General features: G+C 62.3%; 18 protein-coding genes and 1 pseudogene. 2 read left to right on the forward strand and 17 right to left on the reverse strand.

What is annotated here, in order from left to right; translation table 11 throughout:
• Positions 1 to 114: 114 nt before the first annotated feature.
• Together J4E63_RS20205 and J4E63_RS20210 are read right to left on the reverse strand one after the other, a co-directional pair.
• Entirely contained in the window at positions 115 to 1,068 is a 954-nt protein-coding gene (locus J4E63_RS20205) for a sensor domain-containing diguanylate cyclase (protein WP_060741924.1), read from the reverse strand.
• 3 nt (positions 1,069 to 1,071) lie between these two features.
• A complete protein-coding gene (locus J4E63_RS20210; protein WP_207283125.1) occupies positions 1,072 to 2,082 on the reverse strand; it encodes a response regulator in 1,011 nt (336 codons plus the stop codon).
• Positions 2,083 to 2,437: 355 nt separating this feature from the next.
• Between J4E63_RS20210 and J4E63_RS20215 the strand changes: the two genes are divergently transcribed.
• Positions 2,438 to 4,810, forward strand: a complete 2,373-nt coding sequence (locus J4E63_RS20215) for an EAL domain-containing protein (RefSeq protein WP_207283126.1) — start codon at positions 2,438 to 2,440, stop codon at positions 4,808 to 4,810.
• A gap of 10 nt (positions 4,811 to 4,820) precedes the next feature.
• On the opposite strand, the gene J4E63_RS20220 is transcribed toward J4E63_RS20215, so the two are convergent.
• The 3 genes from J4E63_RS20220 to J4E63_RS20230 form a co-directional block, all read right to left on the reverse strand.
• The gene (locus J4E63_RS20220; RefSeq protein WP_207283127.1) at positions 4,821 to 5,258 is read right to left on the reverse strand and encodes a phosphate ABC transporter substrate-binding protein; all 438 of its coding nucleotides are present in this window, start codon (positions 5,256 to 5,258) and stop codon (positions 4,821 to 4,823) included.
• 11 nt (positions 5,259 to 5,269) lie between these two features.
• Positions 5,270 to 6,502 carry a porin gene (locus J4E63_RS20225; protein WP_207283128.1) on the reverse strand — a complete coding sequence of 411 codons (1,233 nt, stop codon included), beginning with the start codon at positions 6,500 to 6,502 and terminating at the stop codon, positions 5,270 to 5,272.
• A 92-nt stretch (positions 6,503 to 6,594) separates the two neighbouring features.
• Complete coding sequence (locus J4E63_RS20230; RefSeq protein ID WP_207283129.1) at positions 6,595 to 8,457, reverse strand: ATP-binding protein; 1,863 nt, start codon at positions 8,455 to 8,457, stop codon at positions 6,595 to 6,597.
• 256 nt (positions 8,458 to 8,713) lie between these two features.
• Here J4E63_RS20230 and J4E63_RS31355 point away from each other — a divergent pair.
• Positions 8,714 to 8,797 (forward strand): annotated as a pseudogene (locus J4E63_RS31355) (hypothetical protein); the annotation flags it as partial.
• Between the two features lie 59 nt (positions 8,798 to 8,856).
• On the opposite strand, the gene J4E63_RS20240 reads toward J4E63_RS31355, so the two are convergent.
• The 12 genes from J4E63_RS20240 to tssB all read right to left on the reverse strand — a co-directional run bounded on the left by J4E63_RS20240 (position 8,857) and on the right by tssB (position 23,879).
• Positions 8,857 to 9,810, reverse strand: coding sequence for an MBL fold metallo-hydrolase (locus tag J4E63_RS20240; RefSeq protein WP_192261439.1), 954 nt, complete (start codon positions 9,808 to 9,810; stop codon positions 8,857 to 8,859).
• Between the two features lie 1,214 nt (positions 9,811 to 11,024).
• Entirely contained in the window at positions 11,025 to 11,561 is a 537-nt protein-coding gene (locus J4E63_RS20245) for a toxin-antitoxin system YwqK family antitoxin (RefSeq protein WP_060741939.1), read from the reverse strand.
• Positions 11,562 to 11,574: 13 nt separating this feature from the next.
• Positions 11,575 to 13,584, reverse strand: coding sequence for a type VI secretion system tip protein VgrG (gene tssI, locus J4E63_RS20250; protein ID WP_207283130.1), 2,010 nt, complete (start codon positions 13,582 to 13,584; stop codon positions 11,575 to 11,577).
• Positions 13,585 to 13,608: 24 nt separating this feature from the next.
• Positions 13,609 to 14,253, reverse strand: coding sequence for a hypothetical protein (locus J4E63_RS20255; protein ID WP_207283131.1), 645 nt, complete (start codon positions 14,251 to 14,253; stop codon positions 13,609 to 13,611).
• 105 nt (positions 14,254 to 14,358) lie between these two features.
• Positions 14,359 to 15,333 (reverse strand): hypothetical protein, encoded by a 975-nt coding sequence (locus tag J4E63_RS20260; protein WP_207283132.1) that lies wholly within the window; start codon positions 15,331 to 15,333, stop codon positions 14,359 to 14,361.
• Positions 15,330 to 17,873: a type VI secretion system ATPase TssH gene (gene tssH / locus J4E63_RS20265; protein ID WP_207283133.1), complete on the reverse strand. Its 2,544-nt coding sequence runs from the start codon at positions 17,871 to 17,873 to the stop codon at positions 15,330 to 15,332. Before tssH ends, J4E63_RS20260 begins: the two co-directional genes overlap by 4 nt.
• A 1-nt stretch (position 17,874) precedes the next feature.
• Positions 17,875 to 18,900, reverse strand: a complete 1,026-nt coding sequence (tssG, locus tag J4E63_RS20270) for a type VI secretion system baseplate subunit TssG (RefSeq protein WP_207283134.1) — start codon at positions 18,898 to 18,900, stop codon at positions 17,875 to 17,877.
• Positions 18,864 to 20,654, reverse strand: a complete 1,791-nt coding sequence (gene tssF, locus J4E63_RS20275) for a type VI secretion system baseplate subunit TssF (RefSeq protein ID WP_207283135.1) — start codon at positions 20,652 to 20,654, stop codon at positions 18,864 to 18,866. Before tssF ends, tssG begins: the two co-directional genes overlap by 37 nt.
• Positions 20,638 to 21,081, reverse strand: a complete 444-nt coding sequence (gene tssE / locus J4E63_RS20280; protein WP_060741945.1) for a type VI secretion system baseplate subunit TssE — start codon at positions 21,079 to 21,081, stop codon at positions 20,638 to 20,640. Before tssE ends, tssF begins: the two co-directional genes overlap by 17 nt.
• A gap of 13 nt (positions 21,082 to 21,094) precedes the next feature.
• Positions 21,095 to 21,592, reverse strand: coding sequence for an Hcp family type VI secretion system effector (locus tag J4E63_RS20285; protein WP_046063980.1), 498 nt, complete (start codon positions 21,590 to 21,592; stop codon positions 21,095 to 21,097).
• Positions 21,593 to 21,806: 214 nt separating this feature from the next.
• Positions 21,807 to 23,288, reverse strand: a complete 1,482-nt coding sequence (tssC, locus tag J4E63_RS20290; RefSeq protein WP_060741946.1) for a type VI secretion system contractile sheath large subunit — start codon at positions 23,286 to 23,288, stop codon at positions 21,807 to 21,809.
• 30 nt (positions 23,289 to 23,318) lie between these two features.
• Positions 23,319 to 23,879, reverse strand: coding sequence for a type VI secretion system contractile sheath small subunit (gene tssB / locus J4E63_RS20295; RefSeq protein WP_060741947.1), 561 nt, complete (start codon positions 23,877 to 23,879; stop codon positions 23,319 to 23,321).
• Positions 23,880 to 24,073: the final 194 nt, after the last annotated feature.

Genomic DNA, 24,073 nt, shown 5'->3' on the forward strand with positions numbered 1-24,073 from the left:
GTGCCAGCCATCTTCAATGCTGCTGAACCGCCGCTATCGCGAGCAAGCTCGCTCCCACAAGGGGTGTGTGGTGGGCGTCAAACTTCACCGTCATCCTGGAAAAAAGTGGGCTCGCTATTCATGCACCGTCACCCGATTGCGCCCGGTCTTCTTCGAGGTATACAGCGCCTGGTCGGCCCTGGCGATCAGCTCGGCGTGGTCGTTCGAGGGCTGGCTCAGGTCGGCCACTCCCAGGCTGACGGTGAAGCGGATAGTCTGGTCGTTGAACTGCACTTCCAGCGCTTCGATAGCCTTGCGCAGGCGCTCGGCGAAAATCTGTGCGCCGGCCTTGTCGGTGTCCGAGAGCACCACGCCGAACTCTTCACCGCCATAACGCCCGGCCACGTCGGACTCGCGCACATGCTCGTGCAGCAGCCTGGCGACGTGCTCGATGACCTTGTCGCCAGCCTGGTGACCGTAGGTGTCGTTGACCCGCTTGAAATGATCGATGTCGAGCATGACCAGGCTCAACGCATGGCCATAGCGCTGGTGCCGAGCGTAGGCGGCTTTCAGATTGCCCTCCCAGTAACCGCGGTTGTACAGGCCGGTCAACTGATCGGTACTGGAAAGTCGCTGCAGCTGTGCGTTGGCGGCCTGGAGCTGATGCCGGTTGGTGGCGACGTCGGTGACGTCATAGATCACCAGGCAGATATGTTTGATGGTGTTGTCGGGCGAGCGCAGCGGCAACAGCGTGGTGTTCTGGTACATGAACGCTTCCTGGCCGGTGATCGGCTGGTAGCTCTTGAAGCGCATCAAGTACGGGCGCTGCTCCCAGACCGTGAACGCTGGCGTGCCCAGGGTCGCGACACTTTCCACCTTGCGGCTGAACCATTGGCGATCGATTTCAGGGAACAGGCTGAAAAAATGCTGGTTGTGCGCGTCCTTGGGCTGCACCCCGGAGCGGTTCTCCATGAAGGTGTTCCAGACTTGCACGCGGTACTCGCGGTCGAGCACCACCACCCCGACGTCGATGCTCTGAACGATGGCCAGCAACCAGTGGAATTCGTTCAGATCGATGGATTCGCTCATGGCTCAGTTCATCAGGTAGGCGAGTTTGTGGGTCAACCGTTCGACGGAGTCCTCCGTGAACAACAGCAACAGGTCGAAACGAATATCGTGCCCTTCCAGGCTGTAGCTGATTTCCACCGCCAGGGTCTTTTTCCAGTGTTTGCTGTTGTCCCGGATCAGTTCCTCGATGGCCGCGTGCTGGCCGAGAATCTGCGGGTGGCCTTGGGAAAACACCACGTCGATCTGTTCGGCAATGCTGCTCAGGCATGCGCCGATCAAGACGCTGGAAAGGTCCAGCAACATCTCCAGGTCCGAATAGTCGGCGCTCTGGCGCTGCATCAATTGCGCGATGTCGGCGATTTCCGAGTCATGGAAGATCAACAGGGCTTCGCCAGCGATGCCGCTGCCGATAAATCCCTGGCAGATCGCGGTGAGTTGCTGGGAGCTGCCGACGTCGGTCAAGGCCATGTGCAACTCCCCGACCTCGAGGAGGTTCACGTTCGGCACCGGCAATTGCACGAAGACCCCCAGCACCTTGGCGATCAGGGCCGCTGCCCGGCCGATGGCCACGTTGACCGTCTCGCGGAACACATCGTGGAAACTGATGGCCGTGTTCGTGACCGAACGATTCTGCAACGGCACCTGGCCGGGGTGGGCCAGTAGCCCCAGCCGCGCCAGCGTCTGGCGCAGATCGTTTTCATCGAACGGTTTTTTCAGGAACGCCAGCGCGCCCAGCTCATGCACGCGGCGCACCGCCTCATCCTGGACATCACCGGAAATCACGATGACCTGTGCCTTCAATCCTTCGTCGCGCAAGGCGCTCAACACCTGGTAGCCATCCATTTCCGGCATGGTCAGGTCGAGCAACACCACATGCCCCAGGCCCTGGCGTATGGCGTCCATGGCCTGGCGGCCATTGCTCGCCTCGGTGACCGAAACCGGCCAGTCTGTCGGCAGTGCACGCAACACCTGTTTGCGCGCCATGTTGGAGTCGTCACACACCACCAGGGGAATCAACGACACAGGAATGACCATGGGTGACCAGTGGCAGGGGAGGAGGGGCTACTGACATCATTCATAGGCTTGCAAAGACCCTTTGATTAACGAACCGGGTTTATCAAGCTTAGCGTCCTGCACGAAAACTGCGGGGCTCGGTTGCATTAGAAGCTGGACCAATAAGTCAGGGGCGTCAACTGTACTTCGTCATTCACACCCCACGCAAAGCCGCGGTCGGCGTGCGATTGGCCGTGGCGGGCGCGGTTTGTGGTCTATAGTTTTCAGCAGGTCCGGAATCTTTCCGTGCCGGCGATCAGGGACTGCGGACGCCTCGCGCCGTAGCTGCATCGGATACCCGCAGGCCGTCAGCAGTGAACAAGGCAGGGAGCACACCATGGCGATCCAACGGGCGAGTGTAATGACGTCGGCCCCGGATATCGTCCATCGTGAAAACGCCCTGGCCGATGGGACGAGCCATTGGTTTCGGCGCGGCTTCGACCAGGCCAGGGAAGCCTACATCCTGTTTCCGCTGCTGGCCGTTCTGCTGTTGGTGGTCATCTGGGCGGGCACCCTGTACCTGATCAAGGTCGAACAGGCCCGCGCGCAGCAGGGGATCGCCGAGGCGAGCCTGGAAGTCGGCGCCACCTACGAAGCGCAGATCCTGCGGGCTGTGCGTGAAATCGATCAGACCCTCAAGCTCGTCAAGTACACCTACGAGTCCGAGCGGGAGCCCAACCCGCTGCCCAAGCTCAAGGCACGCGCCTTGTTGCCTTCTCCCTACTTGTTCGATGTCAGTGTGGTCGATGCCAGCGGCCGGGTCGTCGCCAGTACCCAGCCTAGCGAAGCCGGAAGCCGAATGGCCAAGGATGAGCTGCAAACGCTGGGCCCGGACACGGCGCTGTCGATCAGCCGCCCGTGGAAAAGCCCGGTGACGGGGGAGTGGAAGTTGCGTTTCAGCCGACGGCTCGATGGCGGGGATGGCGCGTTCGCCGGGATCGCCATGGTCGAGGTCGATGCAGCCTATTTCGTCAGCAGCTATGACGCCTCGAAACTCGGCAATCACGGCTTGCTCGGCCTGTTGGGTATTGACGGTGTCTTTCGGGCACGGCGCAGTGGGGAGGACGTGTCGGCCGGCGACTCGATCGATTACGCAACCGTGGTACCGGACGCTGAAAACACCGAAGCCGTACGCGCGATCAATGCAGGGGATGGTGTGTGGCGCTACACCAGTGCCCGCCAGCTCTACGACTTTCCACTGGCGGTGATCGTCGGGTTGTCCGAGGAAGAACAACTGGCCGCCGTGCACCAGCAAGCGCGTACCTATCTGTGGCGCGCCACGGGCGGCAGCCTGATGCTGGTGTTACTGGCGGGGCTGCTCGCCAGGATGAGCTGGCAACTGGTGCAAAGCCGCTTGCGCGCCGGCGAAGCGAAAATTGCCTACGCGGAAAGTGTCGAGTACCTGGCCTATCACGACGGCCTTACGGCCTTGCCCAATCGCAGTCTGTTCAGCAAGCTGTTGAGCCAGAGCATCCGCGAGGCCAGCCGTTATGATCGGCAACTGGCAGTGCTGTTTCTTGACCTCGACCGCTTCAAGCAAGTCAACGATACGCTGGGGCACGATGCCGGCGATCAACTGCTCAAGGAGGTCGCGCTGCGCCTCGAGGCGTGTCTGCGCGGCAGCGATACGGTGGCTCGATTGGGCGGCGACGAATTCGTGATCTTGCTGCCGGAGCTGTCGCAGGACAACGACGTGGCGACTGCCGCCCAAAAAATCCTGACCGCCATTGCCCGGCCCTTCAACCTCGAGGGCCAGGAGTTCCGTGTGACCGCCAGCGTTGGTATCAGTGTGTACCCACAGGATGGCCTGGACGAGCAGACACTCAAGAAAAACGCCGATATCGCGATGTACCAGGCCAAGCAATGTGGCAAGAACAACTTCCAGTTTTACTCCGCGAAGCTGAACGCCGACTCACTGGAACGGCTGACGCTGGAACTGAGCTTGCGCCACGCGCTGGAGCGCCAGGAGTTCCAACTGCACTACCAGGCCAAGCGGGACATTCCCAGTGGCCAGATCACCGGTATGGAAGCGCTCCTGCGTTGGAATCACCCCGACCTGGGGATCGTGGCGCCCATGCAATTCATCCCGGTCGCGGAAGAGACCGGTTTGATCGTGCCGATCGGCAAGTGGGTGCTCAAGACTGCCTGCCGGCAAAACGTCGCCTGGCAACGACAAGGGCTGCCGCACTTGGGGGTCGCCGTGAACCTCACGGCACGGCAGTTTGCCGATGAGAACCTGCTGACGGATTTGGCCGAGATACTGGCCGAAACCGGTATGGACGCGCGCCTGTTGGAACTGGAGATCGCCGAGAGCCTGCTCATGCAGGACGTCAAGAGGGCGTTGAATGTGTTGACCGGGCTCAAGCGCCTGCAGGTCCGTATCGCTATCGATGATTTCGGGATCGGTTATTCGTCGCTCTCCGCGCTCGAGCAGTTTCCGCTGGATGTCATCAAGATCGACCGCTCGTGTATCTGCGATACCAGCAGTGTGTCGGAAGACAAAGCCCTGACCGAGGCTATCATCGCGATGGGGCGGACCCTCAGCCTGACCGTGGTGGCCCAAGGCGTGGAAACCAAGGAGCAGGCCGATTTCCTGCGGGATAACGCCTGCGATGAGTTCCAGGGTTTCTACTTCAACAAACCGGTGCCCGCCGATCAGTTCAAGCTGTTGCTGCAAGCCCAGGCGGCTGGCACGGGGCCCGGTGCGTAGAGGCCCGTACTCATTGCGACTCGAGCGGCAGTGCCCTGACGCTACCGTCTAGTTCCCGTGCCTCGATATAGCCGATGGTGTCGGGGTTCTCTGCGATACGTTTCTTGACCTCCGCCCCGCTCGAAACCGCCTGCGGTGGCTGGCCCCTGCCGGTGAAGATGATCTTCGACCAATGCGCCTTGAGCTGGGCTGCGGACTTGCCGGTGAACGTTGTGTAGAACTCATCGCGGGTCGGTGAATCTTCTGTCTGGTCAATGGGAATCGCCTGTCCACCGCCGGGAAAACGACTGGCCTTGCCCAGGAAAATATCCGCCACCTGATTGCGCGCGAGCGTCTTCACCGGGCTGGACGCGGCGACGACCACCACCACGTCGGCCTTGGCCGCAACGCTGGCGGCGCACAGGGCGAGCCCCGCCATGGCGAATCCGATGAGTCTCACAACCCACATGGCCTGCTCCATCAGAAGACAAAATCAACAGCCAGGCTGATGACGTTGAGCGAACCCCCCGACGTGAAGTCCGGTTGGGGGTTGATCAACGGACCGACCGAGTTGCCCTTGAAACGTGTGTGATCGAATTGCACTTTGGCGTCCATGTGCTTGGTGAAGTCCCAGCGCATACCCAGGGAAAGGGTCTGCTGGCCTTCGTTCGAGCCCAGGATGCTGTTGAGCGCACCGTTGAGTTCGGCGGCCGTGCCCGCCAGGGCTGGCGGCAAGGCCGATAGCGTCAGGCCCGGGCTGGAGACTTCTGTTTCGGTCCTGGAGCGCGCGTAGGTGACATAGGGGGTGAACGCTGCGATGCGGTACCCGCCGCTGATGTACCAGGCGCTGGTCCTGCCCAGGCCGGAACGGCTGTCGAGACGTCCCCATTCACTCATGACGAACCAGTCGCCCGGATCGTAGCTGGCACCCACGCCGATAAAGTCGACGGGGGTGTCATCGGAATCGTAGCGATCGGCGATGGCGATGCCTTCCGGACCGAACTCCCTGAACGTATCGAAGAGTGAATTGAATGGCTCCAGGGTCAGGTCGGCCTTCATGTAGGTGATGCGTGTGGTGAGGACGCCGAGTTCGGTGGTGTTGGTGACCCCCCAGAGATTTCTCGTCAGCGCCTTGCCGGTCCCGTCGGAATCGCGGCTGTCGGTCTGGCCGTAGTGGGCCTGCACCGTGTTGGTGATTTCATCGACTCGAAACCGGTAGCTGCCATCGATGCCGTCGCTGCTGGAGATGGGCATCAGGCCGTAGACCTCCATGGGCGCCCGCACCCAGGGCAGGGTGTAGCCCACTTTGCGGGTGTCGGACACCAGGAACGTCGGCAACACGGTGCGGCCAATGCGTGCGCTGAAATCCGGCGTGAACTGGTACTTGATGTTGGCCCACTCGACGAAGGGCCGGTAACTGTTGTCGTAGCGCTGCTCGGAAATGACCTGCACCACGGCCGACAGCTGCGGGGTGAAGGTGGCGGTCAGTTGGGCGCCTATCAGGCTGTCGACGTCGGCGCTCCAGTTGCGCGAATGCCCCGCGCCATTGGGCTTGAAGATACTGGACGTGAAGTCGGCTTTTTTCTCGCTGGAATGGACGATCCCCACCGTGCCGAAACTGCTCAGCGAGAACATGTCGGCTGCGTCGGCACTGGCACCGCCGGCATACAGCGTCACGACTACCAAGGCCAAGGTATTGGGCTTTTTCACCATGGGCTCAAGGTAACCTCGTTGCGTGGATCGCCATTCGTCTGTTCCTTGTAACGTTGGCTGAAGCTGCGCGTTGTCACGCACCGAAGCGTAGCCTAGATCGCCAATTTGAGCGTAAAGGTCGCTCCCGTTCCCGGGCCATCGCTATGGGCCTCCAGCGAGCCGCCCATCTCCATGGCCGCCAGGACGCAGCTGTGCAGGCCAAAACCATGGCCATCCTTGCGTGTGGTAAAGCCATGGGCAAAGATCCGTGTCAGGTTCTCGGGCGCTATGCCTTCGCCGTTGTCGATGACCTTGATCACCAGGGTATCTTCTTGGGGGATCTCGCTCTGAAGGATGATTTGAGGGGTCAGCTCCGGCCGGTCATCCATCGCCCTGCTGGCGTTTTTTATCAGGTTGATCAGGATCAGCAGCACCCGGTGCTTGTCCAGTTGCAGCAAGGGTGTTTCGGCCAGGTTTCGCACCACGGTGATCCGATGCGCCGCGATGATGCCGGCGTTCATGCGCAAGGCATCCTCGATCAGGTCCTTGATCTGCACGGTTTCGGCCAGGCTGGAGGTGCCTGCGTAAGATTGCTGGGCGGCGACGATTTCCTTGATGTGATCAACGCTTTTGCTCAGTTGGCCGAGTTCTTCGGTCATGCTCTGTTGCTCCACCGCAAGCGCGTCCACCAGTTGGTTCAGGTAGCCGGGCAGCAGCTTGCCTTTCTCGTCGTGGGAGATGAAGTCGCCAAGGTCATCGGCGTGCTCGTTCATCATTTGCACCGCCTTACCGAGCCCCGAGGCCTTGCTGGTGCGCAGCTTGCGGGTGACCAGGTCGGCGGAAATATTCACGCTGTTAAGTACATTGCCCACGTTGTGCAGGACGTTGGTGGCGATTTCGGCCATGCCGGCCTGGCGAGCGGCGGCGGCCAGTTGAGCCTGGGCTTCGGCGGCGCGCAAACGACTCTGCGCCAGTTGCCAGCTCATCCGGGCGAGCACGCCCACCAGCAGCACCAGCACCAGGCTGCCGCCTGCCGCGCGCCAGAGGTAGGTACGCGCCTGCTGGTTCACCGCGGCCAGTTGTTCTTCCTCGGACAACCCGACAATCACCGCCAGCGGAAAGTCGTAGAGCTGGCGGGCACTGGTGTAGCGCCGCACCCCGTCCCAACCATTGACCGAGAGCACTGCCTCGGTGTTTTCCGCGTCCGGCACCACCGCCGGGTAATCGACCGTATCGCCGGCCAGTACCGTTTCTCCGGTGCGCCGCACGCGGAAGAGGCCGTCAGTGCCCAGCAACCCGAGGGCACCCTGTTCGCCGAGTTTCGAGGCGTCGTAGCTACTGACGAAATAGGCGGCGTCGACCTCGACCCTGGCGATCCCGGAAAGCGTGCCATCCGCGGCGTCGAGTCGCCGGCTGAAGCGCAAGCGCCATTCTCCAGTGATTGGGCTTTTCCACGGATGACTGATGGACAATGAGTCGCTGTGCCGCAGTGTTTGCTGCTCATTCGGGTCAGCGATATTTTCCCGGCCGTTGACCTGCGTACTCGCCACGAGCCTGCCGTCCGGGTTGACCACGCTGACGTCGAACACCAAGGCCGGCGGTAACAAGGCCCGCTCCTGGAGCCGACGCAGGGGATTAGGCTCGCCCTCGGTCTCATAGGTGTATTTGACCAGCTTGAGTGTTTGATCGATTTCATGGATGGCGCGCAACATTTGCGCTTCGTAGGTGGCGCCCATTTCCAGGCTGGCCGTCGCGGCGCTCTGCTGCGCGCGAAGATGTTCGACCTTGATCAGGTAGAGGGTGGCGCTCCAGATGGCCAGCAACAGCAGAACAGCCAGCAGCGGAAACAGGATGTAGGCTTCCTTGGCTTGATCGAAGGCGCGCCGAAGCACGCCGGCCTCGCTATCGTCATTGGCCTCGGCACGATGGGCAGTGCCAGGGGCCAACCTCAGTGTCTCAGGCCGCTGGATCGGCATGGTGTGCTCCCTGCATTGTTCGACCGACGGCTGGTGGGCGTCGACGCGGTACGGCTCGAGGGGCGTAGCTCCTGATGGCCCGAGCGAAAGATCCTGGGATCTGTCAGAACTATAGACCACAAATTCTGTATGCCGATGTGCGAAGGTGGGCCCGATTGGCTGGGATTCTGAGGATTTTGTGGTGAGGGGATGTTGTGGGAGCAAGGCTCCCTTCACCACAGGTTTGCAGGCACTGCAAAACGAGTTCGACTGGATCGGTGATGTGCGTGGGCGTGGCCTGATGCTCGGCATGGAAATCGTCGACCCGCAGGGCACCCCCGATGTACAGGGTCATCCGCCGTTGATCATCGGGCAGGGGCCAGCGTCCGGCTTGGACGCTGGCCTCGATCCAACGGGCACTCAGTAGTCCCAATAGGCCGCTACCCAACGAAAGGCGTCACCGTCGACCGCCACCCGGCCAACGGAGGGGAACGGCAGGTGAGTGGCGACCAGCAACTCACCGGACGCCGCCGCTTCTTGCATCAGGCGGACCCGAACGCGGACCGACTCTTCAGGGTCATGTTCAAAGCCGTTGTGCCAGTCGGGGTGGTCGAAGGCGACCGGGAACAAGGCATCGCCGGCGAAGGTCAAGCGCTCCTCGCCGCAGGTCACGTGGACCACGCTGTGCCCTGGCGTATGGCCGCCGGTGCGCTTGACCAGCACGCCCGGGGCGACTTCGTAGGCTTCCTCGAAGGTGCGCAGCTTGTCGTGGTACTCGTGCATGAATTGCTCGGCGGTGGCGCGCAGTACGTCCGGTACCGGCGAGGGCATGGAGGTGAGGGAGAAATCCGGCGCCGCCCAGAACGCTACCTCGGTCGCGGCCACGTGGATCCGCAGGTCTGGACGCAACCGGCGCTTCACCTCATCGACCAGCAGCCCGCCAATGTGGTCCATGTGCATGTGGGTAATCACCACGTCGGTCACCGACGCCAGATCGATACCGGCGGCGGCAAGACGCTTGGGAAACTGCCCGGCCCGCGGGAAACCGGGGAACTGGCCGCCGAGCCCGGCATCGACCAGGATGGTCTGCTCGCCGCTACGTACCACCAGCACGTTCAGCGCCCAATCGAAGGCGTCCGGGCCCAGGAACATGTCCTTGAACCAGGCCGCGCGGGCGGCTGGGTCGGCATTGGTGGACATCGTTGCGGTCGGCAGGGGCAACACCCCATCACTGACCACCAGTACGTCGATCTCGCCAATCTTCAGCGCATAACGCGAAGGGACCAACTCCTCGTACGAGGTTGCGTGCAAGCTCATGTTTGAATCCGGATGCATTCCATCCTTTGCTGCAGGGGCGTTCAAATGCGTGGTCATGGTCGTTCTCCGAAGGCTTGGCTCAAGGGCTTTGGCGAAAGCCGCTTCTCTCGGCATGAGAAAGTGGCTGTCGCTGGAGAATGAGTCTGCATCGCGCCGGACCGCGTTCGATACCATACGTGGGTATGTTGTGCAGGCGCTTTAGCGTGATTGACCCCAGCAAAAGGTATGGCCATTCAGTGAGCCGGGAAGACGGCGGCACAGGCGCCATTGATGCGACTGACCCACCGCTTTCGCGAGCAAGCTCGCTCCCACAGGGGATCTGGGTGTTCATGAGCTTTGCATGCAACGCAGGGCCAATTGTGGGAGCGAGCTTGCTCGCGATGGCGGCGGCACAGTCAACATCGATTCAAGCTGACCCACCGCTTTCGCGAGCAGGCTCGCTCCCACAGGGGATGTGGGGGTTCATGAGCTTTGCATGCAACGCAGGGCCAATTGTGGGAGCGAGCTTGCTCGCGATGGCGGCGGCACAGTCAACATCGATTCAAGCTGACCCACCGCTTTCGCGAGCAGGCTCGCTCCCACAGGGGATGTGGGGGTTCATGAGCTTTGCATGCAACGCAGGGCCACTTGTGGGAGCGAGCTTGCTCGCGATGGCAGCGGCACAGTCAACATCGATTCAAGCTGACTCACCGCTTTCGCGAGCAGGCTCGCTCCCACAGGGGATCTGGGTGTTCATGGGCTTTGCATGCAACGGAGGGCCATTGTGGGAGCGAGCTTGCTCGCGATGGCGGCGACGCAGTCAACATCGATTCAAGCTGACCCACCGCTTTCGCGAGCAAGCTCGCTCCCACAGGGGATGTGGGGGTTCATGAGTTTTGCATGCAACGCAGGGCCAGTTGTGGGAGCGAGCTTGCTCGCGATGGCGGCGACGCAGTCAACATCGATTCAAACTGACCCATCGCTTTCGCGAGCAGGCTCGCTCCCACAGGGGATCTGGGTGTTCATGAGCTTTGCATGCAACGCAGGGCCATTGTGGGAGCGAGCTTGCTCGCGATGGCGGCGGCACAGTCACCATCGATTCAAGCTGACCCACCGCTTTCGCGAGCAAGCTCGCTCCCACAGGGGATCTGGGTGTTCATGAGCTTTGCATGCAACGCAGGGCCAATTGTGGGAGCGAGCTTGCTCGCGATGGCGGCGGCACAGTCAACATCGATTCAAGCTGACCCACCGCTTTCGCGAGCAGGCTCCCACAGGAAAGTCAGGGGGCATGTTTAAGCGGGGTCATTCCAGCGCTTGAACCACCAGTGCAGCCGGGAGATTGGTTTGCCCTCGGCGTCCAGTGGGCGGCCGTCCTGGGCGTAGGCTTGGGCCGGTTCCAGCAGTTGGCCGTTGAGGTAGCGGGCTTCGACCGCCGGGTTGCCGTTGGGGTGCAGGCGGCGGTAGCGGCCGTCGCGCACACCGTCGCGATAGACCTCGGCTTCGGCCAGTTGCCCGTCGGGGAAGTAGTTGTTGGCCTCTCCGTGCAGCAACCCGCGACGGTACGTGGCCTGGCGTTGCAAGCCGCCTTCGGCCGCGTAAAAACTCGCCACGCCCTGCAATTTTCCCTTTACGAACGGCAGGACCGCCGAGACCTTGCCATTGGGGTGATACAGGGTGCTGGTGCCCTGCAGTTCACCTTGGCTGTAGTTGAGTTTTGCTTGCGGGCGCTGGGCTTCTTCGATGTGCAGCGGGCCGTCGAGCCGGCCATCGACCAGTTGCCCGTCCAGCCGGCTGTCGCCGCGTTCCAGGTCCAGTCTTTTCGTGGTCATTGCCGTGCTCCCGTCAGTTGACCTTCACCAGGCCACCCTTGATGGTCAGCATGCCGCCGCCGTCCACCGTCTGTTCGGCGGCCGCCTTGTTCACCAGGCTGATGCCGGCGTCGTTGGTCAGGGTGGTGCCAGCCTTGTTTTCCAATGACGTCCCGGCCTGGTTGCTCAGGGCCGTGCCGGCTTTCTGGCTGATGGACGTGCTGGCCTGGGCCGCCAGGTCCGCGCCGCTCTTGATGGCGAAGCTGCCGCCGCTTTGCAGGGTCAGGGTGCCGCTGACCTTGATGGTCAGGTTGCCGTCCACCGTCAGGCTGTAATTGCCGGTGACCTTGTGCTCGTAGTTGCCGCCGGTGCTGTGGGTCTGGTCCGAGCCCACGGTGACGGTGCGGGTGTCCTTCACATCGAGGCTGTCGCTGCCGGTCTGGATGGTCACGCTGCGCTTGCCTTTCTCCAGGGTGACGGTTTCGTCGCCTTCCTTGACCGTGCGGGTGCGGGCGTTCTGCACCGTGAGGGTTTCGTCATGGCCGACGGTGGCGGTGGTGTCGTTGAGCACGTTGATGTTGAAATCCTTTTGCGCCTGGAGGAACACCTCTTCGGCGTCCTTCTTGTCTTCGAAACGCAACTCGTTGAATCCGCCGCCGCCCTTGGACGAGTTGGTCTTGATTCCGGATTGGGTCTGGTTCGCCGGCAGCGCGTAGGGCAGGGCGTTGTCGCCGTTATAGACGCAACCGGTGACCAAGGGACGATCCGGGTCGCCGTCGATGAAGGTCACGATGACTTCCTGGCCGATTCGCGGTACGAACTGCATGCCAAAGCCTTTGCCGCTCCAGGGCAGGACCACGCGCACCCAGCAGGAGGAAGTCTCGTCGTTCTTGCCGGTACGGTCCCAGGGGAACTGCAACTTGATCCGGCCGTATTCATCGGTCCAGATCTCTTCGCCGGCCTTGCCCACCACCACGGCCGTCTGGGTGTGCATGCGCGGTTTTGAAGTGGTGCGGGCCGGTCGATAAGCGGTGGCCTTGGGGATCGCTTCGAAGCGATTGCGGTAGCTTTCATGGCTGGCTTCGTGGCTGACCGAGGTCACCACCCAGTCGATATTCAGCGTCGTGTCTTCATGGCCGGCGAGGGTGAACCAATACCCCGGCACCAACCAGCGGCAGTCGCTCTCGCCGACAAAACGTTTCTCCTGGCTGCGCAGGCCGTCCACCCGCTGTTTGGTCAGTGCATCGCCCTGGGCCTTGGCGTTGTAGCCGCCCGGATGTTCGTACATCGAACTCGGCCCGGCTACGGCTTCGGCCTGGCTGAAGAGCGATGTGGTCGGCGTGGTGAATTCATAGTCGGTGGCTTGGTAAACCCCGGCCACCGCCTGCAGGCACACCTGCCCTGAGCGGATGCCGTGCAGTTCTCGCTCACCCATTTTCTGCCCGAGATAATTCACCGTCGGCCCATTGGGGATCGGCGCGAAGGCGTCGTTGCTGTCGGCCAGGACCAGCGTGTGCTTGCCTTCCTCGTGGGTGAAGAACCAGAAGATCCCGTCCTCTTCCAGCAGGCGCGAGACGAAGGCCAAATCGGTTTCGCCGTATTGCACGCAATACTCACGTGGGGTGTAGCTGCCGCTGAGCTTGAGCTGGAAGTCGGTGAAACCGTGGGCCTTGAAAATCGTGGTGACGATGTCCGACGTGGCAAGGTTCTGGAACACGCGGTTGTTGCTGGCAAGGCTCAGCCACCAGAGCCAGGGGCGCAGTACCAGTTGATAGCGCTCGGCGGTGGCGTCGGCGGGCAATTGACGGATTTCAGCGACGAGGGCGTCCAGCGGGCGGAGCATGGCGTCATTGTGCAAGGTGGCAGTGACATGGGTGGCGATAGCGGGGGCCAGGGTAAGACTAGTGCCGTCGTTGAGCCCATTGAGCACATACTGGCCGAGGTGGTTCAGGGATTCGTCGCCGCAAATGGATTCTGGATACAGCGCCGCCAGGGAAGAGGCTGTGAGGGACAGGCTGGTATTGGTATCAATGGTACGCGGCATCGGTTGATCTCAGGCGGGTTGGCGTCAGTACCACACGTAAGGGGAGTTGGCAGTATTGACCCAGATGCTGATCCCCAGATACTGATTGGTGCGCCCGCCATGGGGGGGGCCTGTGGTGATCGTTGCCAGCGGGTTCCAGGAGTTACCGTCGGCCCAGTGAAGCCCTGCCCATGAACTGAATTCGGGTACGGCGACGTCCATGTCGTAGGCCGGGTCCATGACGTAATACTGACCGGCATCACGGCGGGCCAATAAATAATGCATGCCACCCGGGACCGCGACCAACATGATCAAACGGGCATTGTTGTCGAAGTCTCGTTCGCGTACCCCTCTGGGCCAGCGGGTAACCCAGTTGGTCGGACTCCACAACTCCATGGAGTACTTTGCCCATTCGGGTGCGAACACTGCGGGTGATCCCAATATAAGAATAGCCGTACGATAAGGTGATTCGATCACGCTTGCGCGAAAGCCGGCGTTTTTGAAATAACGGGCAATCTTGGCTGGAGCGCTGACGTCCAATTGATTGAAGTCGCGGCTGACAGACGCAAAAATTGCCATTTCCTCGGGCGTACCCGGGGCGCCGGCTTGATTGAACTCCGCCTCTGCAACAGCTGATGCAGCCGCACCGCATGACAGATCTTCACTTTGCAGTAGCGAGTATCGGGGCATGATAAGTGTTCCTGAGTCGATCGCTTGGAGAGATCAGATACGCGGCTCTTTACACTGACCGTACCAGTAAAAGAACCGAGGTCTTATGTTCGATGTATTCGGTTGTCATGAGTGTTCGATTTCTTCTCGTTCGCGCGCAAAGTGACGAAGAGATTGACGCTGGTCGCGAGGAATGCTGCAGATTATTTTCGCACCTTTCCAGTACATGAAATCCTTGGCTGGGGATTTGGCAAACACATCCGGAGTGTTTGCCAGATTTGCTTGCCAGATATCGACGGCAGTACCGAGCCCCGCCTCTATTTCTCCGAGAGTGCTGCCGATGCATACAAAATAATGGTCAAATTTCTTATTGCCCATGACGGCAATTTCGTAGGTGTCGAAATACTCATCATTGGTCAATGTAAAAAGCGCAGCTCCAGCACAACTGAAACAGCGTCCTTTTTTTGACTTGAATACCATACGCCCCAATTCTATCCAGTAAGCTGGGGCTTCCAGGGCATTGGTTTTGATACCGAGTTGCATCTTGATGACTGCTGCGGCCGATCCTTTTTGCATGGTGGTGGTGGAGTCATCGGCAGTATGTTCATAGCGACCATGTGTGCCGGTGGGGATGTCGGTGATTTTTATCGCTTTCCACGTATCCTGATATCTCATCAATTGCACGACGATATTGGACTTTTTGGGGGCGGATGAAGAAGCTACCGCCAAGGATGATCCAGCGATGGTGATTGGTGTTTGCTGCCTCCTGACAGGGCGACGTTGGAGAGGGGCGCTTGATGGCTGAACGACCGGTTTCAGGTTTGCCGGTTCGACATCGCTGGCACCCACTTGTGCGTCCAATAGTGCATAAAGTGCGGAGCTTGTTTTTAACGCATCGAAAGCAACCATATAGGAGAAAGGCACCTGAGTTTTTCCCAAAAACCAGTCCACTGCCGCTTTGAGTTGGTCATCGTATTGATCCTCCCCCATTATTCGGCGAAGAATCATGGCAGCAGCTTTACTGGCGTCGCTCTTATTCCAGTGAAGCCAGATACCGTCCCAAGCTCTCAAGGCGTTCTCGATGGCTATTCTATATTTCATTCCAACACCCACTCCGCGAGTTTCCCTGTCACCTGTGTCATCAACACATTCTCGACATCCCGTGCCCCCGCCGCGCTGCATTTGGCCAACACAGCCTTGACGATTCCCGCATCGAACTCGAACTGCTTGCCCGTCGCCGCCTTGTAGCGCCCGCGCAATTTCTCCAGCTTCGCCAACACAATCCCTTCCAGCGTCGCCTCATCCAGCGGCCGGTACGCCACCACCGTCATGCGCGCCAGAAACGCCGGACGGAACGCTTGCAGCAGCACCTTGTGCAAGGCTTCGTTGAAGGCGTCGGTGCCCAGTTGCGCCACCGGCGTGTCCAGCAGCAGTTCGGCGCCGACATTGCTGGTGGCGAGCATCACGGTGTTCTTGAAGTCCACCACCAGGCCGGTGCCGTCTTCCATCAGGCCTTTGTCGAAGACGTTGTAGAAGGCTTCGAGCACGTCCGGGTGGGCCTTTTCGATTTCATCCAGCAACACCACGGAATAGGGTTTGCGCCGCACCGCTTCGGTGAGCACGCCGCCGCTGCCGTAGCCGACGTAGCCGGGCGGGGCGCCTTTGAGTTGGCTGACGGTGTGGGCTTCCTGGTACTCCGAGAGGTTGATGCTGATCAGGTTGCGTTCACCGCCGTACAAGGCATCGGCCAAGGCGTAGGCGGTTTCGGTCTTGCCCACGCCGGTGGGGCCCACCAGCAGGAACACGCCGACCGGTTTCTGTGGGTCGGTAAGGCCGGCGCGGTAGGCTTGCAGGCGTTGGGCGATGGTGTTCAACGCCGTGCCCTGGCCCATGACCCGCTGGCCCATGCGCTGGCCGAGGGTGCGCACGGCGTGGGCTTCGTCGGCGAGCATCTTGCCGACCGGGATGCCGGTCCAGCCAGCGATCACCGCGGCGACGGTCTTGCTGTCCACCTGTTCGGGCACCAGCGGATCGTCCTGGCGAATGGCATCGAGGCCGGCTTCCAGGCGCAGCAGTTCGGCGGCCAGGTGGTCGATGCGGTTATCGACCTCGGTGTCGGCTTTTTCACTGTCGGCCCGTTCGCTCAGGGCCAGCAGTTCGCGCCGGGTGTCGAGCAGTTCGCGTACGGCTTCGCGCTCTTCGCCCCAGCGGGTTTCCAGCTCACGGATGGCCTGCACATTGCTGGTCGATTCGCCCTCCAGCAGGGTGATGCGCTCGCGGTGATCCAGGCCGGTGGCCTGTTCGCGGCGCAGGCGTTCGACTTCATCCTTGAGGCTGTTCTGCCGGTGGCGCAGGCTTTCCAGCGGCGGCGGCACGTCGTGTTGGCCGAGGGCGACCCGGGCGCAGGCGGTGTCGAGCACGCTGATGGCTTTGTCCGGCAACTGCCGCCCGGAGATGTAGCGGTGGGACAGTTTCACCGCCTCGTGGATGGCGGCGTCCAACACTTGCACGCCGTGGTGCTGTTCCAGTTTGCTCGCCACGCCGCGGAGCATTTCCACGGCGGTGAGTTCGTCCGGTTCTTCGACCTGCACCAATTGGAAGCGGCGGGCCAGGGCCGGGTCTTTCTCGAAGTATTTTTTGTATTCCAGCCAGGTGGTGGCGGCCAGGGTGCGCAATTCGCCCCGGGCCAGGGCCGGCTTGAGCAGATTGGCCGCATCGCTGCCGCCTTCCGCACCGCCGGCGCCGATCAGCGTGTGGGCTTCGTCAATGAACAGGATGATCGGTTTTTCGGCGCTGCGTACCGCATCGATCACGCCCTTGAGGCGTTGTTCGAATTCGCCCTTGACCCCGGCGCCGGCCTGTAACAGACCCAGGTCGAGGACGCGCAGGGTGACTTCCTGCAGCGATGGCGGCACATCCCCGGCGGCGATCCGCAGGGCCAGGCCTTCCACCACAGCGGTCTTGCCGACACCCGGCGCGCCCACCAGGATCGGGTTGTTCTGCCGGCGCCTGAGCAGGATGTCGATGCACTGACGGATTTCGCCGTCGCGGCCGACGATGGGGTCGATGCGACCGTTCCGGGCGTCGGCGGTCAGGTCCTGGGTGTACTGGTCCAGCACCGGGTCCTGTTTCTGTGGCGCCTCGCCGGGCTTGGCCGGGCGCACGCCAGCGACATGCTCACGGGAGCTTTCGGTCCATTCCAATAGATGGGCGCGCAGGGCGTCGCGGGGAATGCGCAGCAACGACGAGGCGCTGTTGAGCAGCAGGCTGCGGCGCTCATCACGGTCCAGCAGTGCCAGCAGCAACAGCCCGGAGCGGATGCTGTCCAGGCCCAGCACACTGGCCTGGACCACGGCGTCTTCCAGCAGGCCGATGGTTTGCGCCGACAGGGCGGGGGTGCGGGTGCTGCCGGATTTGAACAGGTCCAGGGCCTTGTTGGTTTCCGCCGCCACCGCGTCACGTTCCAGGCCGAAACGCGGCAGCAGGCAGGCGAAGTCACCGCCCTCGATATCGAGCAACTCCAACAGCAGGTGTTCGATTTCCACGTAGTGGTGGCTGCGCTGCATGCAGCGTTGCGCGGCCCGTTCCAGGGCGCGGCGGTTGTCCGGGTTGAGGCGTCCGATCAGGCTGGCCAGTTCCATTTCAGGCGATCTCCGGCTGGCGAAGGCGGGTTTCTATCCGTTGCACGGCCAGGCTTGGCTGGCGTTGCAGGCCAGCGTTCCAGTTCAACCGTGGCGCTGCCTGGCGACTCAGTTGCAGCGGGCCGGCACCGCGGACCAGCAGCACCAGGGTGCAGTCCAGGTCAGGGCCGAAATACAGGGCGTAAAGGCTGGCGAGCAGCGGATGGGTTTCGCCGGTGGGCAGCAATCCGCTGGCCTGGGCCGTGCTCAGCGGGCCGAGGGTCAGGCGCACGCCGGCATGTTCGTCCCAGACCCGGGTGCCGGCCACCGCGTTGCGGCCCAGGCGCAGGTTGCGCCCGCCCGGTTGCAGGCGGCTGCGACTGGCCGGCGGGATTTCACGCCAGCCGCCTTCGTAGGCACTCAGTTCCACGGGTAAGCCGAACTGCTCGCGAACAATCGCCGCGAACCCGTCCAGGGAGCGCCGGCCATCGGCGTACAGCGCGGTGCAGGCCAGGACCGCCGAGTCGGGGGCGGCCTGACGCTCCTGCAAGGCCTTGGGCAGCAGGCCGGTCAACGCTCGCAGTTGCGCGTGTACGGCGGACGCGCCTGGGGCGGTGAAACCGAGGGCGATGCGATGTTTGCGCATCACCTTGTAAAGCAGGCTGAGCAGGCGATGCTGGAACAGGTCGAGGAATTCCGCCGGGGCGTGATCCTTCGCCCGCGCTCGCTGTTGCAGCCATTCCTGGTAGGCGTAAGGCAGCGGGCCGTCCGGGCCACCGAGGCCGAAGATCGGTGTGGTCAAAGTGGGCGGCAAGCCGACTTCGTGGTCCAGGCTCTCGACTTCACTGGCGGCGAACAGCGGCGTCAATGGCCCGCGCAGGCGCAAGGCTTCGGCGTGCGGCGCGGTGCCGCTGCCCAGGGGCTCGGCCTGGGGGTGTTCGCGTTCGAGTAATAACAGCGCCTGGAGCCATTCGAAGCGTTGCGGATCGCGTCGCAGTCGTTCGCTCAGGTTCAGAGCACCAGGGGTTTGCCGGCTTGGGGTTGCCATGTCTTCACCTCCTTGTCGGACTGGACCAGCACCGTGCGTACGAAGCGGTTGGCGGTGGCGTAAAGGGAAAAGAACTGCGCCAGCACGCCGGAGAAGAGCACGGCGCTGCTGCCGACAAAGTGTTGCGGATCCAGGTGCAGGCGCACCTCCAGGCCGTTGCGCCAGCCGCGCCAGGCGTCTTCGCCGACATGGGCGATGACGCGCTCGCAGCCCAGTCCGGCGACCCCTTCGATCTGTCGGTGGGCGCTGGCTTCGTCCCGCAGGTTGTGCAATTCGAGAATCTCACGCAGTGCGTCCAGTGCCTGGGGGCCTTCGACCAGTGACAGATGGTTGAGGGTCAATTGCGACACCAGCCGCCAGCGCGATTCACCGTCCAGGCGCGGCAGGCTTTGCGGGCTGGGTGGGTTGCGCAGGCGCGCCCAGGCCACCGGTCCCGGGCGCTCGAAACCCAGCGGCGTACCGGCCGGCAGGCTTTGGGCCAGGTGGCGATTGGTGCACAGCAGTTCGGCGGTGAGGCTGTAGTCGCGGGTGTCGGCCAGCGGGTCGAACCGGGTGTCCACCAGGCTGACCATCAAGTCGGTGCCCAGCCGGTTCGGGCTCATGCCGCTGACCCGGCGCGCATGCCAGTAGCAGGTTTGGTCGCTGCCATGCTGGCTGCCGTAGTAGGCCGGCACTTTGCGCACGCCCTGGCCGGAGATGGCGCGCATGCCCCGGATGCTGTGGATCTCGACGCTGTTTTCCCGGTGACTGTCGGCCACCAACCGGTACTCGCTACGGGTGCCATCCGGGCGCAGCGGCTCGGACGTGCGGGGGAACAGGTTGATCACCGGCGTACAGCCGAGGGCGATGTCGCTGGCCTGGAGCGGCAGGCGACTGCCGGGTGCCCGGTCGAACACGATGTACAGATACAAGGCCTGGCTGTCGCTGGTGGCGCCGGCCAGGGGCAGGTCGAAGAAACCGAATTTATCCGGGAAGGCAAAGTACTCGGCCAGCAGGCGCATGCCAGGGTGCACGCCGTCCTCGTCCGGCAACAAGACCTGGTCGCTGGCGAAGCCGACGATCTGCGGCAAGCCGGCCAACGGCTCCGGCACGCTGCCCGGCGCGCCGGCCAGGACCTTGATGGCGTGGGCACCCAGCAAATCGTACAGCCCGGCGTTGATCATCGGTGACGCCGCCAGGTGCACCCGCAGCGAGTCGATTCCCAGCGTCGACCACTGGCTTTCCCCCAGGCATCGCAATTCCAGGCGCAAGGCCGAACGGGCCTGGACCACCCCGGTCAGCGCCTGGGTTTCATCGCTGCCCAGCAGCAGCGCTTCGCTGACGTGGACTGGCCACAGATGCACGGCGGCCGTGGTGCGAAAATGAATGCTCTGGCCTGTGTCGGTGGTGACGAACAGCGGTGTGTCGCGGGGCAGCGGGTAGCCCTCGTTCAAGTTGCCTTTGCTCGGGTCGGGCTCGAACTGCACGATGGCACACGACGGCAAGGGCCGCATGGCCAACGGGTAAAGTTGTTCGAGCAGGGCATCGCTGAATTCGGCGTAGTCGTCGTCCAGCCGCCGTTGCAAGCGCGCGGCCAGCAGCGCGAACCCTTCCAGCAGGCGCTCGACATGGGGGTCGGGGCATTCGCCGGGGGACAGCTCCAGGCGCCGGGCGACCTTGGGATAACGCTCGGCGAACAGGCTCCCGGCGTGACGCAACCAGGTCAGCTCCCGTTGGTAATAGTCCAGCAGTTGTGGGTCAATCGAGTCGCTCATGGCGTACCTCCAGGCCGTCGCCGGCGGGCTCGATGACAAAGGCCACGGGCCAGGCGTGCAGGTCGCCGCGCAGCTCGCCCGACAGCCGTATGCACAGTTGCTGCGGATGGCCCGGCACTGGGCAGACCTGGACCTCGCCCAGACGCAGGCGAGGTTCGAAGTGGGTGATGGCCTGGCGGATTTCCCGGGTCAGTTGGCGCCGGTCATCGCTGCGCTGCTGTTGCAGCGCGGTCCAGTCGGCGATGCCGTAGTCGAGGATGCTCGGTGGATCGGTCAGCGCCCGCGGACCGCGTCGGGTATTGAACAGGCGCGACAGTTCGGCATGCACCGAGTCTTGCAACGCCTGTCGGTCGAACGCCCGCCCGGTGTCGTCCGCCGGGCTGGCCAGGCGTTCGAACAGGGGTGGGCGCAGCCCGAAGCCAGCCATGGGCGCGGCTGCCTTACTTGGTCATTTTGTTGGCGGCCAGGTCCCAGGTCGTGCCCGCCGTGCCTTCCTTGGTACCGTCGTCTTTCTGTGCGGTGAGCTCCCATTTGATCTTGGTGAAGTTCAGCGACAGGGTTTCCACCGGTTTGCCGCCGGTGCCGCCACTGACACTGACGTTGGATAGCACGACGTTGGTCAGGGTGTAGATGATGAAGGGCATGAGTTTACCGCTGCCTTCGGCGGCGTTGCGGCCGATGGTGATGACGGCTTGCGGGATTGGCTTGCCGGCGCAGCAATACTCATTGAGAGTGGGGGTGGAGCTGTCGACGAACTTGGTCAGGGTGAATTCGCCGATGTGGGGCCGGCCGGAGGTGCGCTCCGAGTTGCTGACGTCGTTGGTGACCTGCATTGCCACGTTATGGCTGTAGGACATGACCTCGATCTTGTCCGTGAACCCCTCCAGCAGGCTGTCGCCCTTGATGTCGCCGCCGAGGTCGAGAATGATTGCATCCATTGTGTGGAACTCCTGAAGTCGAGTGGGGTGTTACCCGATACCGATCCGTTAAAGACGAACGCTGAACCTGTGGCGAGGGAGCTTGCTCCCGCTGGGCTGCGCAGCAGTCCTAAAAAACAGGGCCGTTTCGCGCCCCAGCGGGAGCAAGCTCCCTAGCCACATAGCCACATAGCCACATAGCCACATAGCCACATAGCCACAAGCCACGCAGCGGTCAGGCAGCTACCGGCGGCGGCAGGGTCGCCACCAGGCGGATCGAGGCGGTCAACTCCTCCAGTTGGAAGTGCGGCCGCAGGAACACCGTGGCCTTGTAGGCGCCGGGCTTGCCGGCCACCTCCGTCACATCCACCCGGGCTTCGCGCAATGGGTACTGCGCCTTGATCTCTTGTGGCGCGTTGTCATTGATCAGCACGTAGTCGGCAATCCAGTTGTTGAGGTAGGTCTGTACGTTGTCGCGGGTCATGAAACTGCCGACCTTGTCGCGCATGATCACCTTCAGGTAATGGGCAAAACGCGAAGCCGCGAGTACATACGGCAACATCGCCGAGATCCGCGCGTTGGCATTGGCCTCGTTGGTGTTGTAGACCTTGGCCTTGTTGGTGGTCTGGCCGCCGAAGAACACTGCCACGTCGCTGTTTTTCTTGTGGCACAGGGAGATGAAGCCCAGGTCGTTGAGTTCTTTTTCACGGCGGTCGGTGATCGCCACTTCGGTCGGGCATTTGAGCGACAGGTCCCCGGAGCTGGTGCGGAAGGTATGGGCCGGCAGGCCTTCGACCGCGCCACCGCCTTCGGCCCCGCGAATCGCCGCGCACCAGCCATATTTGGCGAAGGCTTCGGTGATGCGTTGCGCCAGCGTCCAGGCGGCATTGCCCCACAGGTACTTGCTGTGGTCGGTGCCATTGACGTCTTCGACGTAGTTGATGCCTTCCACCGGCAGCGTGTCCGGGCCGTAGGGCAGGCGCAGCAGGAAGTGCGGCAACACCAGGGACACGTAGCGCGAGTCTTCGCTTTCCCGGAAGGCGCGCCATTTGATCAGTTCCTGGCTCTCGAAAATCTTCGACAGGTCCCGGGGGATCGCCAGTTCGGTGAAGCTGGTCATGTCGAACAACCGCGGGCTGGCGGCGGCGATGAACGGGGCGTGCGCAGCGGCGGCGACGTTCGAGAGTTTTTCCAGCAGGCCGATGTCCTGGGGATGCCGGCCAAAGGTGTAGTCACCTACCAGCAGGCTGAACGGATGCCCGCCAAAGGTCCCGTATTCTTCTTCGTAGATTTTCTTGAACAGCGCGCTCTGGTCGAATTCGACGGCTTTTTCCAGGTCGTTCTGCAGTTCTTTCTGAGTGACGTTGAGCAGGCGCAATTTCAGCCGGGTGCTGGTTTCGGTGTTTTGCACCAGCAAGTGCAGGCCGCGCCAGGAGGCTTCGAGTTTCTGCAGGTCGGGGTGGTGCAGCACTTCGTTGAGCTGGGCGCTGATCAACTCGTCGATCTGGCTGATGCGATCGTTGATCATCGCCACTGTGTCCTTGTCGATGGCCATGCCTTCGTCGAGGACCTGGGTGGCGAATTCGGCCAGCATGTCGCGGGCGTAGTCTTGCTGGCTGTCGTCGTGGGCCATGCGGCCTTCGGCGATGATCTTGTCCAGCAGGGACAGGGTCTGGGTCGTGCTCTCGCTGGTTTGAGCGCTGGATGAAGCAGGCATGGCGTTATCTCCCTTGAATGATGCGCGCGATCAGGCCTGTGGTTCGGCCGGGGCAGGGTCATCGTTGGCGGCGACGGTCGGCAGCTCCTGCGTCGCGTCCTGGGGCCGCGCCGACTTGATCTCCTGCAGGCCCTCGGTGTTGGCGATCACGTCACGCAGCAATTTGTCCAGGTCATCGTTGCCGTCGAGCTTGGTCAACAGATCCCGCAGGCGTTGGCGCGCCTCGAACAACCGACGCAACGGCGTGACCTGCTCCACGACCTTGACCGGGTCGAAGTCGTCGATGTGCCGGAAGTTGAGCTCGATGTTGAGCTTGCTGTCGTCGCCGCTGAGGGTGTTGTTCACCTGCAGCGTGGCGCGGGGGGAGATGGAGGCGAGCACCTCGTTGAAATTGTCCCGGTCGATTTCCGTGAAGCGCCGCTCATTGAGCTTGGGCAGCGGGTCCAACGGCTTGCCCGAGAGGTCGGCCAGAATGCCGACCACCAGTGGCAATTCTTTTTTCTCGATGGCGTTGCCGATTTCCACGTCATAGGTGATCTGGACGCGGGGAGGACGGACTCTGTCGAGCTTGTGCTGGGTACTTTCTGCCATGGCGGCCGACTCCGATGCATGTGTGGGAGCAATGCATCGGGAGTCCCGCTCATCGCATTCCCTTGCTGATCCGCAGGTTGCAAATGGGCGGCAGAAAACCTGTCATTCCCTTGACGAACCTGGTCCATTCAACCGCGTGGGTCGAACTACCCAAGACGCTAGAACAGGTCTATAAAAAAGCAAGCAAAAACAAT

The sequence above is a fragment of the Pseudomonas sp. FW300-N2F2 genome (assembly GCF_017351655.1).
Lineage (GTDB): Bacteria > Pseudomonadota > Gammaproteobacteria > Pseudomonadales > Pseudomonadaceae > Aquipseudomonas > Aquipseudomonas fluorescens_AA.